Source organism: Novipirellula caenicola (genome assembly GCF_039545035.1).
In the GTDB taxonomy this organism is placed as follows: Bacteria; Planctomycetota; Planctomycetia; order Pirellulales; family Pirellulaceae; genus Novipirellula; species Novipirellula caenicola.
The window spans coordinates 45,049-58,594 of record NZ_BAABRO010000028.1 but is presented as its reverse complement, the minus strand read 5'-3'; the positions used below and the strand labels follow the sequence as shown (position 1 = coordinate 58,594).

Here is a 13,546-nt window from a genome sequence, read left to right as displayed (position 1 = left end):
TCGGTGATTGATTGCGCGTAGGTTTATGACATCCATCAAACGCGTCGGCGTTGTTGGCTGAGTCGATTTTTTTCGCACGTGAATTTGCACGTGCGATGGAATCTTCCATAAACCCTGGATGGGGCCTTCCTCTAACTTTCGGTTGGTTATGAGTCGTTTTTTTTCTTCGGCAAATTGGGGGACATCCCGATCGAATGAAGCCTCCCACGACAACCCACCATCCGAAGGATCTTTGGGCATGCCCGAAGACGAACCTGGTCTAAATTTCGCCGGCAACTCCGATAGCTTTCTTCAGGATTGCAGTTGGCAAGGTTCGGTACACGATTCCGTCCATGATTCGGGATCCGGTGTCGATGGTATCCCTAGTCCCTTTGATCAATTCAAAGGCGTCGGAGCACGGACGGCATTCTTTTTGCCCCTGCATTACGAACCCAATTACGCATATCCGCTGCTGATTTGGCTGCATAGCGATGGGTTCAACGAAAACCAAGTCACGCAAGTCATGCCGCACATCAGTCTGCGGAATTACGTTGGCGTGGGAGTCCGCGCTAGCTGTGCGATCGATTCTTCGGGGCATCGCTATGAATGGCGGACCCGGCCGGGAGCCATCCAAACCGCTTACGAAAACGTAATGCAAGCAATCGATGAGGCGCGAGAGCGTTTCTCGGTGAATCCATCCCGGATCGTGTTGGCGGGCTATCAAAGTGGTGGCGCTATGGCAATGCGAATTGCGCTTCGTGATCCGAAACGATTCGCGGGAGTCGTCTCACTCGGAGGCCGGATGCCGAGCGGCGGACGTGCGTTATCAAATTTGTCCGATTTGCGTGAGCGACGTTTGCCGATGCTTTGGCAATGGGCAACCGAAAGCTCGCTGTTTGATTCGTCCGAGCTCGACGAAGACATGCGACGTGCGATGATGATTCGTGCTCAGCTCGAAATTCGCCAGTACTGCGATGACGATGAGATGAATACGGTCACCTTGGCCGATATCAATCAGTGGATCATGGACAAGGTGGTCGCCGGCGCCGGGAATAGCGGTTCCAGCGATCGTTGGGCATCGTCGCCCACTCGATTCTCGTCCAACTGAGGCGGTTACGGGGCAGTCTAGTCGCTTCTTTCGGCCGTTTGAGCCCCTCCCCAGCTGCGTCTGATTTGACGGTCGGCTGATCGCTTTGGTTCTGTTTGATGCCAGAGCCCCGGTGATAGCAGCGGTCTGCGACAACGCTCGGGCCGGAATTGCGGGTAGAGATCTCTCCCCCCCTAATTGATTTTGCCTCTCGTTTCCTGTTTCCAGACGTGTTGCTCCGTCATCTGGTACGCTATGCTGACGCGTCCCTTTGCGTAGACAGTTTTTTCGCTTGATTCCGCTTTGCCTGAACGAGAAACGATGACCCGCGAGAACAGCAGCGACGATGCCGTCGAGAAGAGCTCCGATTCCGAAAAAGACCTTGCGCCCACCACTGCCGCAGCTTCGGGTGGCAAGCGGATTTTGATTGTCGATGACGATCATGAAATCATTGAATCGGTTCGCTATGCACTTGAAGGCGCAGGTCACGAAGTCGTCATTGCTCGCGATGGAAATCAAGGGCTTGCACTCGCCGAACGCGAAAACCCCGATCTGATGATTTTGGACATGATGATGCCCAAACGCAGTGGTTTTCTGGTGCTTGAAAAACTGCGACGCGTCCGTGATGTGCCTTTGCCCGTGATCATGATTACCGGCAACGAAGGAAGTCGTCACAAGGCGTATGCGGAATTGCTTGGGGTGAGCGACTACATTCGCAAGCCGTTCCCGATGGATCGTTTGATCAAAGCTGTCAACAAGTTGCTCGAGTCGTGATTGGCACCGAATTGATTGGCACCGAATTGCAAAGACGCACCTTGGTTGCCGCGGCGGTATGCGGTGCACTGGCTGTGTTGTTCGGAGCCTTTGGTGCTCATGGGTTGCCCGATTTTTTGCAATCGCGTGGGTTGGATGCGGAAACGATCATCAAGCGAAGTGGCCAGTTTGACGTGGCGGCTCGCTACCATCTTGTGCACGCGGTCGTGTTGCTTGTGATCGCCGCGATTCCATTCGGCTCGGACCGCATTCGCCGCGTTGCCGCATGGCTGATGTTGCTGGGCATCCTGTTTTTTAGCGGCAGTCTTTATCTGCTGGTGGCCCTGAATACGCCCTGGTTGGGAGCTGTTACCCCGATCGGCGGGCTGCTTTGGATCGCTGGCTGGTTATCGCTGCTCGGTTTGGCAAAGCGTCCCGAAGCGGTAGATCGCTAAGGCCGCTTTTTTTTAACTGAGCGAAATTCGCCTAGGGTTGCGGTCGCCATCCCCCCGCTTATTTAGCGGTGCGGCGCAAACCCAATGCCATCTACTTTCGCACTTGGCGGGTGTTTTTTATAGCGGTGCGGCGGGAGTCGCCCGATCAAAATCGAACGTTTTATTCGCTGCCGCCGGGCGGCTGATCACGTGCTCGAAGTAGAAAAACTTGATCCAGGGTGCTCGCGGAAAAGCAATAAATCTCGTAACGTGACGCCACGATCCTTTCTGAATTTCCTTCACAGTATTGAAGATCGAAACGATGTCCACGGCGGATGAAATCGACTTAGCGTTTCCAGAAAACTGGCACCGGCGTCATTTGCTTGATTTGGAGAGTCTGTCGGCCGACGAAATCCAGATCCTCTTAGACACCGCTCAAAAGCTAAAAGAGTTGACCGGCGGTTGCCGCAACAAACTGTCGCTATTGGCAGGAAAAACGCTGGCGAATTTGTTTTTCGAAAACAGCACGCGGACTCGCAATAGTTTCTCGCTGGCGGCCAAACGGCTGGGCGCCGATACCGTTGAATTCAGCAGCGGCGGCAGCAGCGTTGCCAAGGGGGAAACCTTTGTCGACACCGCGAAAACCATCGAAGCAATGGGGGTGGATTGGGTATGCACGCGGCACGTCACGCCGGGGACCCCGCATCTGCTCGCTCGCGAGCTTCGCTGTTGTGTGATCAACGCTGGCGACGGGCCGCACGAGCATCCGACGCAGGGGCTGCTTGACATGTTGACGATCCGCCAGCATCGCGGACGTCTCGATGGATTGACCGTGGCATTGGTCGGTGACATCTCGCATAGTCGCACCGCGCGAAGCAACATTTGGGGGCTCAGCAAGCTTGGGGCTCACGTGATTATCTGTGGGCCACCGACGCTGGTTAGTCCGCGTTGGCAGGAACTTGGGTTCGAGGTGGCGCACAATTTGGATGCCATCTTGCATCGCTGTGACGTGTTGAATTTGTTGCGGATTCAGTTCGAACGTCAAAAGGCTCGGCCGTTCCCGAGCGTTCATGAATATGCGGCGCTGTACGCGATGAACGGGGCTCGCATGCGGCGAGCCAAAGACGACATTTTGATCATGGCACCCGGCCCCATCAACCGAGGCGTCGAGATTACGCCGGAGGTGGCTGACGGGCCGCACTCGGTCATTCTCGAGCAAGTGACCAACGGTATCGCAGTGCGGATGGCTGCGTTGTGGTTACTCTCGGGGGCCAAGGACGCTTCCAATTCAACGACCCCAGCTGAACCTATCCACTATGTCTGATTTGCTGATTGAAAATGGGCGTGTCATTGACCCCAGCCAAGGGGTAGATCGTCAGGCACGATTGCTGATTCGCAACGGCTTGGTTGCCGCGATTGACCCCCGGCATGAAGAGATTCCTGCAGATTGCCCTCGCTTGGATGCAAGTGGTTGCATCGTGGCTCCTGGTTTGGTCGATCTCGGAGTCGAGCTGCGTGAACCGGGCAACGAGGAAGACGAGACGATTCAATCCGGCAGCGACGCGGCGCTTGCGGGCGGGTATACCTCGATTTTATGTACCGCCAACACCGAACCGGTGATCGATTCGCCCGGTGCAGTGGAATTTGTGCGGCAAAAAGCGTCTCGCGCCAACGGCGTTCGCGTGCATGTGATTGGCTGTCTAAGCCGGCAACGCGAAGGCGAACAGATGGCCGAGTTGGGGTTGTTGGCCGAAGCCGGCGCGGTGGCGTTCAGCGATGCTCCGCGACCGATCGCCAACGACGCGCTGCTGAAGCGATCGCTCGATTATTGCCGGATGCTCAACCGAGTCATCATCGACATTCCCGAGATTCCCGAACTCGCCGAGAGCGGCGTGATGCACGAGGGGCAAGTCTCGTTGACGCTCGGATTAAAAGGCTTGCCGACCGAAGCCGAGGATTTGGCGGTCGCGCGTGACGTGCGGTTGGCCGAAGCCACGTCGGGGCGATTGCATGTCGGCCCGGTCAGCACGATGGGAGCGGTCGATATGATCCGCCGCGTCAAGTCGCGTGAAATCGCCGTGACGGCGTCGGTGTGTCCTCACAATCTGTGTCTGTTGGACAGTGAACTGCGTTCGTTTGACTCGCGATTCAAAGTGCATCCTCCGCTGCGTAGTCGCCGTCACGTCGAAACGCTTCGCGAGGCGGTGGCCGATGGGACCATCGATGCAATCCAAAGCGGTCATCGTCCACGCAGCCGTGAAAAGAAGATGAACGATCTCGATTTGGCCCCGTTTGGTGCCGCGACGCTCGAAACCACGCTTTCGACCGTCTCAAAATTTATGATCGAAAATGGGATTTTGACGTGGCCCCAAGCAATCGATCGGCTATCCACGGCACCTGCACGGATTGCATCGATCGGCGGCGGATCCTTGGCGGTCGGTTCGCTCGGTGACGTGGTCATCATCGACCCCAATGCCAAGTGGCAAGTCGACGCTTCGCAATTCCGTTCGCACTGCGTCAGCAGCCCGCTTGATGGCCAGGAATTGTCGGCGCGAGTGACGCACACGATCGTCGGCGGCGTCATCCGGTTTCAAGCGTAGCCCACGCGACGGCGGTTTTTCTTGCCTGTTTGCTATTCTGTCAATTCGCGTTGGGGCCACTCGGCCCACGTCGCCGATCTTGCCGCGTGATGGCTCCCGCGGCGATTTGCTTTTCGTTATCCTTAGCGGTATGAAAATCGCAAAATACCTAGATGCTTCGGGCTCGCCGCGGATCGCTCGCGTGGACCATGACCAATTGATTCCACTGCAAACCGAGGGGCCGTTCCAATCGCTCGCCGATATTATCGCCGCGGAGGAGCCAATCGCCGCCGCGATGTCACTCGCCACCGAATCGCCGATTGCGATCGATGATTCGGTTCAGTGGTTGCCGCCGATTGATGCCCAGGAAGTGTGGGCCGCCGGGGTGACCTATAAACGGAGTCAAGCGGCGCGGATGGAAGAATCCGAGGCCGCTGCATCCTGTTACGACCGCGTTTATGGCGCCGACCGGCCCGAGCTGTTTTTCAAGGCGACGCCGCACCGCGTCAGCGGACATCGGCAGCCGCTGCGGATTCGCGAGGATGCCACTTGGAACGTGCCCGAACCCGAAGTCACGTTGGTGCTCAGCCCCAAGATGAAGATCGTCGGATTGACGATCGGCAATGACATGAGTTCGCGGGATATCGAAGGCGAAAATCCACTCTATCTGCCGCAAGCGAAATGCTACAACCAATGTGCGGGGCTTGGCCCTTGGATCGCTCTGTTTGACAAGCTGCCTGCCAATGCAGAGATCGGGATCGATTTGAAAATCGTTCGCGGTACCGAGGTTGTGTTCGATCAACAAACCTCTGCCGCGGAAATGGCTCGCGGTTTCGAGGATCTCGTGCAGTGGCTATCGCGTGACAATCGTTTTCCCAATGGTGCATTCTTGATGACGGGGACAGGCATTATTCCGTCGAGCGATTTTACGCTTCACGTCGGCGATCACGTTCACATTACCATCGATGGAATTGGGACGCTCTCTAATTCCATTGTCCAGGGTTCCTAGTTTTTGCTCCTCGACTTTCACGGCTCTTGCGTCTCGATCGCGTGAATGTTCCGCTCGCTTGAGTTGCCAGCGGAAACGCTTGAGTCGATACTTCCATTCTTATAACCACAGCGTAGGTGTTTCGATGTCCGTAGCGAATTCAACTGCACGTCAAGTTCTGATCAAAGGTGGCTGGCGTGACGCCGACTTCAGTAAAACCTTTCAGGCAACCGATCCAAACAAGAACGAGGCTTTAGACGCTGAGTTTCCAGTCAGCGATTGGTCCGACTGCGATGCGGCGCTGGATGCGGCGGTCGAGGCGGCTCGCGAATTGCGAAAGCTTCCCAAGGCGAAGATTGCAGAGTTTTTGGAGGTCTACGCCGACAAGATCGACGCCGCAAAAGACGCGTTGGTCGAGGCTGCGTTTGCCGAAACCGGGCTCGCTCGCAGTCCACGCTTGGCCGATGTCGAATTGCCGCGAACCAGCAATCAATTGCGTGCTGCCGCCGCAGCGTGTCGCAGTGGCAATTGGGCGATGGCGACAATCGATACCAAGGCGGGCATTCGCTCGTGCTACGAATCGCTCGGGCCGATTGTGGTGTTTGGACCGAATAACTTTCCATTCGCCTTTGGCAGCGTTTCCGGAGGCGATTTCGCTGCGGCGATTGCAGCAGGCAATCCGGTGATCGGAAAAGCCAACAGTTCGCATCCCGAAACGACGCGGTTGTTCGCCGATTTGGCGCTACAGGCGATCGAGCAAACCGGATTGCCACCGTCCACTGTTCAGTTGATCTATCGCACCAGCCATGCCGACGGTGAGCGTTTGGTTTCGGATCCACGGGTCGGCGCTACCGGGTACACCGGCAGCCGATCGGCGGGATTGAAATTAAAAGCCGCCGCCGATGCCGCGGGCAAGCCGATCTATTTGGAACTGTCCAGCGTCAATCCCGTCGTCATGACTCCCGCCGCGCTGCAGCAGCGAGGCGAAGAAATCACCAACGATTTCGTGACCAGCGTTTTGATGGGCGCCGGGCAATTTTGCACCAACCCCGGCATGGTCTTGTTGATCGCCGATGAGTCATCCGAGAAATTTGTCAGCGCGGTAAAGGAGCGGTTTGCTTCCACGGCCTCTGGCACGCTGTTGTCGCCCGCTGTTTCGGAAGGTTTGTCGCGTAGCGTGAAAACGCTTTGTGACTTTGGCGCCGAATTGTTGACTGGCGGAGGCCAGCCCGAGTCTGGTCGTTGTGCTTATGCCAATACGCTGCTTCGTGTCGATGGGAAGACGTTTTTGGGCAACCCCGAAGGTTTTCAGACCGAGGCGTTCGGCAATGCATCGCTGATGGTGGTGGCAAGCAATTTGGATGAGTTGACGGAGGTGATTTCGCACCTCGAAGGGAATCTGACCGGTGGTGTCTATTCCGCTGCCGATGAAAGCGACGAAGCGATGTATGAAAAGATCGCGTTCGAGTTGACGCCCAAAGTAGGGCGAGTCTTGAACGACAAGATGCCGACCGGAGTGGCCGTCAGTCCGGCAATGAATCACGGCGGGCCTTACCCAGCCGCGGGGCATCCGGGGTTCACCGCCGTCGGAGTCCCTGCGTCGCTGATTCGGTTTGGCAAATTGACTTCGTACGATAACGTGCGGCAGTCGCGGTTGCCCGAATTGCTGCGGGATGCATCGCCCACCGCACAGACATGGCGTTACATCGACGGCGCTTGGACGCAAGGTGACGTGTAGTTCGCAAGCTTCGCCGTAGGTCGCTACGAGAGGCTCTACAGCGTGAGCCCACGCGGCAAACGGGAATCGTGACTCAAGGTGAACGCGAGTCCGATTTAGTTTGCTGCATCTTCCGCGTTTTCGCCCCACCACTTCGGTGGTGGGCTCTGGAAGGTCACCGGTGTCATGCTATCTGGATGGCAGAACGTCAAACGGTGAGCGTGCAGGCACATCGGTGGATCGGTCATCGTGTGCGTTTGCTGTTCGCCGATTTTTTTGTCCTGCAAATACAGCAGGTCCCCGACGATGGGAAAGCCGAGCGACCAACAGTGCACGCGAATTTGATTGGTGCGGCCGGTCAGTGGAATCGCTTGCACCAAGGTCGTGTTGTCGGGCAATCGTTGGATCACTTTGAAATCGGTCCGTGCTTCTTGGCCGCTTCGGCAGGTCACGCGGGCGCCGACCGACAATCGTCGCTTGAGGACGTCCGAGGCGTGAGCGATCGAGAGGTCGCAGCGATGTTCGTCCCAAGGGATGGTGCCCGAGACACGAGCAAGGTACAGCTTTTGGACTTCGCGTCGTTCGAATTGAGGTTGCACAAAGCCGGCTGCTGCGGCGGTGCGGCATAACACTGCGACGCCTGTTGTATTGGCGTCGAGTCGATGCGCAACACGAAGTTTCTCGCCGTTGTAATGTCGCTCGAGCATCCAGGACAGCGTGTTGCGATGAAATCGGCCGCTGGGGTGCACCGGCAAAGGAGCCGGTTTGTCGACTGCGATCAGCGAATCGTCTTCGTGCAGAATGGTGATCGCCGCATTGACATCGGGTTCCACCACGTCGCTCATTACGTGCGTGTAGCGGTCTCCCTCACGCACGATTCGTTCCGCGCGAACCGGGAACGAGTCGATCAAGATTTCGCCCGCCTCGATCCATCCGAGCCACGCATCACGTGGCGTCGGTGGATGGTATTCGCCGAGGAAGTCGATGAACTTCATCCCCGAAAACTTTGCTTTGACTCGGATCGAGCGATGGTTTTCGTACGGGATGCTGCCGGGCAATGGGTCGACGACAAAGCGTTTCATCAAAGCTACAGTGACGTTTTGGCGCCGCTGATGAGTTTGATGAATTCGTCATTGCTGTCGAATCGGCCAAGCTGTTTGGTCAGCTGTTCCATTGCGTCGACTGGATGCATGCTGCTAAGCGTTCGCCGCAACATCGTGACCGCCTCGTAGGTCTCTTCGTCGTGAAGCAATTCTTCGCGTCGAGTACCACTTTGGCTGATGTCGATCGAAGGCCAAACGCGGCGATCGGCAAGTCGGCGATCGAGCACCAATTCCATGTTGCCCGTTCCCTTGAACTCTTGGAAAATCGCTTCGTCCATACGGCTGTTGGTATCCACAAGTGCGGTGCCGATGATGGTCAGCGAGCCGCCTTCTTGGAACGCTCGAGCCGTGGCGAACAGCTTCTTAGGAATGTCCATCGCTTTGATGTCCAAACCGCCGGTCATCGTCGCACCACCGCGTCCGCCGCGTCCAACCCATTTGTTGAACGCGCGAGCGAGTCGGGTGATCGAGTCGAGCATCAAGAAGACGTCTTGCCCCATTTCGGCGAGCCGTTTCGCACGGTCAATCACCAATTGGCTTAATCGAACATGGCTTTCGACGTCCATGTCTAGGCTGCTCGCGACGACTTCGCCATTGTGGACGTTGCGACGCATGTCCGTGACTTCTTCGGGACGTTCGTCAACCAGCAAAACGATCAGTTTCACGTCGGGGTGGTTTTGCGCGATGCCTGAGGCAATGTCTTGCAACATCACGGTTTTACCGCTGCGTGGTGGTGCAACGATCAGGGCGCGTTGTCCCTTGCCCATCGGAGCCAGCAGGTCGATGACGCGATTCGTCAGCGGTTTGCGGCCGGCTTCCAGTCGTAGCCACTGCTCGGGGTTGATCGCTGTCAACGAGTCAAAGTTTTTGACTTCGAGGTACGCCTCGGGCGCCATCCCGTCGACGTCGACAATTTCACGCACCCGGGGACCTTGTTGGCGACGTGCTTGTTGGACCATGGCCTTTAGGTAAACACCTTGGCGAAGTCCAAACTTTTCAATCATCGTGCCGGGGACAAACGGATCGCTGCGTTCACGCGAGTAATTGTTCTCGGTGCTCCGCAGGAAGCCGTAGCCGTTGGGGTGCAGTTCGAGGATGCCAACGCTTTCCTCGAGCGGCGCATCGCTGGGGATATCCGCTGGTTCGCCATTGCCCTGTCCGCCGCCTTGGCCGCGGTCATTTTGGCCGCCGCCACCACCGCCACCGCCACCGCCGCGTCGACGTCGGCGGACACGAGGTTTTCCGTTGCCACTATTGTTATTGCCGCTGTTGCCATACGAACCTGAGGCTCCGTTACCGGAACCGCTTCGGCTGCGACTGGTCCGTTTCTTTTTTGCCATTTTTGATCCAGATGCGTTTTAAGTGAGACGCGATGTCAGCGTGTTGCATCCTCGCGAAGCGGGAACCTTCGCGGAGTTCCGACGCACCAAAATCGAAATCGAAGTGCGAGGCTCGCGTGAAGGCGTCACCACAAAGGTCGCCGTAGCGTTCCGCTTAAAAGCGGGAAATCGAAGAAACACCGCACAAATTCAAGGGAAAAAAGCCTACCAGGAGTACGGCGGTGACATGCCCTGGAGAGGCGAAACAGTTTAATGATGGGGTTGGTAAGCGATCGCGGGATCACTTTTCAGAAAGGGTCAAAACGAATGATCCAAAGATTCGTGCCTGAGGCGAGCCAAACGACGGTGCGTGCTCCGCAAGACGCGTTTCTATCCAACGCGTTGTCGCCAAACTTGGCCTAGCCGGAAATCTCAGCAGAATCGCAGATGGTCGTGTGCGACTTAAAATCCATTCAGTAGTAAATTAGGGGGACGTGCGATTGAGAGACCAATCGTGATTTCAAAACGAAGTGTTGTGTATGGAGGCGGCCGTCGCGATGCGAAAGCGGCAAGCAACCTCGGTTACATGTGTTTGATCAACCGTCCTCTTAATCCTCAAGCCGTTATTCTGTATGGCGAGCGTAACTGCTTTTTCCTCAAGCGAGCTACTAAGAGGGACGTGATCAAGCGTCCTTAGGGAGAGGTGGGCAGCAAACTTAGCGCCGACCTTCATAACGCTCTCAAATATATACATGAAATCAGCGAAGTCAATAGCAGCTTGATTCACGCGATCGCGGCAAAAACAGCGGTTTTTGCAGCATTCCCCTGGAAAAACTAAGAATTCTTGCAGTTCCCTTCGCCGCAGACGCCGAATGGCAAACACTCAAGTCTTTTTCGTTTTTTGCACATTAGCCGCCTGTTCTTTGAGACACTCCGCCGTTTCTCGACGATCGCAGAGTGTCGATTCAACCCCAACGGTGGCGACGTAGCGGCACGCCGCGGGGCCCGTCTGGTAACGGCGAGTAAAACGTTCGAAATTTACCGGGTGGCTCGCGCCGCTCCGCTATAAAAACCACTCGGTTAGGGCCAAAGTCGATGGCATTAAGCGTCCGCTCGCTCGGCACCGCCGGCAACTAGGCTTCCGAGGAAGCCGTTCCACTTGGCAGCGGAGATGTCAGCGGGGGTATCGCTGCAGCCGCAGGAGATCCGGAGGATGGCGATTTCGTCGGCTCGGTTTCCGTTTCGGTCGCGGATGATTTCCTGTCGGGAGATTCGTTGGCGGGCTGGGGTGATTTGTCAGCCAGCGATGTTTCGCTAACCTCGGTCGCCGAATCTGACTCGGATGCGGCCGACGGGGTCGCAACCCGAGCAAACGCCTGGTCCAGCGTCTCGTCAAGTTCGACCGGAACGATCGTGATCTGCAACCGGGGTGCATCGCTGGTTTCCGATTCGCCGAATTGTAACGAGGCAGCGGACGATTGAATTTGTTTAACGCGTTCTTGAGCATCTTCGTCGTCGATCCCCGGCATGCACACAAGCAGCGTGGTGGCGTCGTCGGCGCCGATGCGATCGACGCTTCGCAGTGTCGCTCGCACAATCTGCAGCAGCGTTCGCATCGCTCCGGCCGCTGGTGTGCCAGTGACGTGAAGCTTCATGATCTGTGTGGGCAATCCAATCGACTTGGAACGTTCTTGCATATCGCCCATCGCCGCGTTCAGTGCCGCGCGGGTCGGCAGACTCGAAAACGCGCCGCGGTTCGGCTGAGTCGATGAAGGTTTCGCTTTGGCGGCGTCTTGTTTTTTGGGTTTGATCGTGACCGTGGGAGCCGTGTCGATGTCCGGAATCAGCGCAGATTCCGTACCCAACGTGATCAATTCCGGCGTCGTCCCGTTCATCGAGTGACCGCAATTGCGTCCATGTTTCTTTGAGTGGTACATCGCGGCGTCGGCACGTTCGATCCATTGTTCGATCGACTCGTCTTCGAGCAGTTCGGCCAACCCGATGCTGGCGGTCACGGCAAGCTCTTTGCCTTCGAATTCGACGATGTGTTGTCCGATCGCGGCGCGAGCCGATTCGACGATCCGTTTGGATTCTTCGACGGTGTAGCCATCGATAATGGCCGCGAATTCTTCGCCCCCGAACCGCGCGACGATCCCGTACGACTTCAGTCTCGCGTGCAACATATTGGCAACCACCTTCAGCACCTCGTCGCCGGCGCGGTGGCCATGTTCGTCATTGAATTTCTTGAAATGGTCCACATCCAACAACATCAGTGTGCCTGCGCGTCCAGGGCCGAGGATATGACGCCGCGCCAAATGTTCGTCAAAGGCACCGCGGTTGGAAACCCGCGTCAACGCGTCCGTTTGTGCCCGCCGCTCGGCGGATTCAAGTTGGTCGGCTTGCTCGGAAATTCGTTCTTGAGCCGATTTCAGTTTGGACTGCATCGTCTCGTTGGCTTCGATCAAACGATTGACCGCTTCGCCAAGTTCGTCCGCTGAAAAGGTCGATTCAGATGTCAACACATCGCTGACCGCTTGGACGCTGGTTTGATGTTTGTCGACGTCCATCGCCATCGACGTGGCGTATTCGCGAAGTCGATCGGCCGCCGTGGCAAGTCGCTCGTATTCGGCTTTGACTTGCTCGAGTTCTGATCGTTCCACCAGCGTAAGTTTGTCGTCGCCGTCTTCAAAATCGACGCCCCAGCCAAGCCCGTTCATGATCCATCCACAAACGACACCGACGCCGGCACAGCTCAATGCGATTGCTAAGTCGAGAATCATGGGGCGAGTTTATACGTAACGAGAGGGGGGGGAGCGTTTAACGGGCGAGGATTTCAAGACACAAATCCACCCATGATCGATATAGGTCATCCCGATCGCCCGAGGGCGGTTACCGCATCGATCCGTACGCTTTCAAGCCGGTTGCCGGACACGGCGGTGCCGGTGCAAGCCGTCGTAGGGATTGTGACGGTTGTGGGAACGCAAGCCGTGTCGTCGTCGGTTTTCGCGGCGACTTGATGTTTTCTTGAAACTTTCCGCTTCTAGGGGCCATGCATATTGGTTGCGCTGTCGGTGGGGCTCCTGGCGGAATTCGGCGCAGATTCGCATAGGCAAAATTCAGGAAATGTGTGATATTTGGTTGAACTCCCATCGCTCTGCTTGCCAGCCTTCGCTCACGCCGCTTTTTAGCAGTGCAAATCATTCGCGTGGACAATCCAGCCTTTCCTACCGAATGAACGTCCGCTTGCGATGGTTCTCGTTCCTAACCTGTGGCCAAGCTCACTCGATTTTAGTGAGCCGCTGCCCTTCGCAACATTTTCCGGGAGCACTCGATGATTCAGCAGCCTAGTCAGGACATCGCCATCGCCGCCAATGCCGTCCTCGCCAAAAGTTCGGTTACCGAGTTACGTCAGTTGCGAGTCGATGAAAGCGGAAGTGAGTTGAAGCTCAGCGGGCTGGTTCGCAGTTTCTATCACAAGCAGCTCGCTCAAGAGACGGTGCGTGGCGTCGCAGGTGCATTGCGAGTGAACAATGCCGTCCGAGTCAGCGGTTAAGGCAAGCCGCAGAGAGGCCGTTGTCCAGCGTGGC

At 56.7% G+C, this 13,546-nt stretch carries 12 protein-coding genes; 9 read left to right on the top strand and 3 right to left on the bottom strand.

Annotated elements, in window-relative coordinates; all coding sequences use genetic code 11:
• Positions 1 to 238: 238 nt before the first annotated feature.
• The 7 genes from ABEA92_RS29210 (at position 239) to ABEA92_RS29180 (ending at position 7,558) form a co-directional block, all read left to right on the top strand.
• Entirely contained in the window at positions 239 to 1,087 is an 849-nt protein-coding gene (locus ABEA92_RS29210; protein ID WP_345689033.1) for an alpha/beta hydrolase, read from the top strand.
• Between the two features lie 300 nt (positions 1,088 to 1,387).
• Positions 1,388 to 1,840 (top strand): response regulator transcription factor, encoded by a 453-nt coding sequence (locus ABEA92_RS29205; RefSeq protein ID WP_345689031.1) that lies wholly within the window; start codon positions 1,388 to 1,390, stop codon positions 1,838 to 1,840.
• Positions 1,837 to 2,274, top strand: a complete 438-nt coding sequence (locus ABEA92_RS29200) for a DUF423 domain-containing protein (protein ID WP_345689029.1) — start codon at positions 1,837 to 1,839, stop codon at positions 2,272 to 2,274. The genes ABEA92_RS29205 and ABEA92_RS29200 overlap by 4 nt, the downstream gene beginning before the upstream one ends.
• Positions 2,275 to 2,575: 301 nt before the next feature.
• Positions 2,576 to 3,577, top strand: a complete 1,002-nt coding sequence (locus ABEA92_RS29195) for an aspartate carbamoyltransferase catalytic subunit (protein ID WP_425572520.1) — start codon at positions 2,576 to 2,578, stop codon at positions 3,575 to 3,577.
• Positions 3,570 to 4,853, top strand: coding sequence for a dihydroorotase (locus ABEA92_RS29190; protein WP_345689028.1), 1,284 nt, complete (start codon positions 3,570 to 3,572; stop codon positions 4,851 to 4,853). The genes ABEA92_RS29195 and ABEA92_RS29190 overlap by 8 nt, the downstream gene beginning before the upstream one ends.
• A gap of 130 nt (positions 4,854 to 4,983) precedes the next feature.
• On the top strand, positions 4,984 to 5,841 hold the full coding sequence (locus ABEA92_RS29185) for a fumarylacetoacetate hydrolase family protein (RefSeq protein WP_345689027.1): 858 nt from the start codon (positions 4,984 to 4,986) through the stop codon (positions 5,839 to 5,841).
• A gap of 124 nt (positions 5,842 to 5,965) precedes the next feature.
• Positions 5,966 to 7,558, top strand: coding sequence for an aldehyde dehydrogenase (NADP(+)) (locus ABEA92_RS29180; RefSeq protein ID WP_345689025.1), 1,593 nt, complete (start codon positions 5,966 to 5,968; stop codon positions 7,556 to 7,558).
• 95 nt (positions 7,559 to 7,653) lie between these two features.
• Here ABEA92_RS29180 and ABEA92_RS29175 read toward each other — a convergent pair whose 3' ends face one another.
• Both ABEA92_RS29175 and rho read right to left on the bottom strand, forming a co-directional pair.
• Entirely contained in the window at positions 7,654 to 8,619 is a 966-nt protein-coding gene (locus ABEA92_RS29175; RefSeq protein ID WP_345689023.1) for an RluA family pseudouridine synthase, read from the bottom strand.
• Between the two features lie 5 nt (positions 8,620 to 8,624).
• Positions 8,625 to 9,980, bottom strand: a complete 1,356-nt coding sequence (gene rho, locus ABEA92_RS29170) for a transcription termination factor Rho (protein ID WP_345689021.1) — start codon at positions 9,978 to 9,980, stop codon at positions 8,625 to 8,627.
• Between the two features lie 22 nt (positions 9,981 to 10,002).
• Between rho and ABEA92_RS29165 the strand changes: the two genes are divergently transcribed.
• On the top strand, positions 10,003 to 10,233 hold the full coding sequence (locus tag ABEA92_RS29165; protein ID WP_345689019.1) for a hypothetical protein: 231 nt from the start codon (positions 10,003 to 10,005) through the stop codon (positions 10,231 to 10,233).
• Between the two features lie 859 nt (positions 10,234 to 11,092).
• Here ABEA92_RS29165 and ABEA92_RS29160 read toward each other — a convergent pair.
• A complete protein-coding gene (locus ABEA92_RS29160) occupies positions 11,093 to 12,739 on the bottom strand; it encodes a diguanylate cyclase (RefSeq protein ID WP_345689017.1) in 1,647 nt (548 codons plus the stop codon).
• Positions 12,740 to 13,290: 551 nt separating this feature from the next.
• Here ABEA92_RS29160 and ABEA92_RS29155 point away from each other — a divergent pair.
• The gene (locus ABEA92_RS29155; protein ID WP_345689015.1) at positions 13,291 to 13,512 is read left to right on the top strand and encodes a BON domain-containing protein; all 222 of its coding nucleotides are present in this window, start codon (positions 13,291 to 13,293) and stop codon (positions 13,510 to 13,512) included.
• Positions 13,513 to 13,546 lie beyond the last annotated feature (34 nt).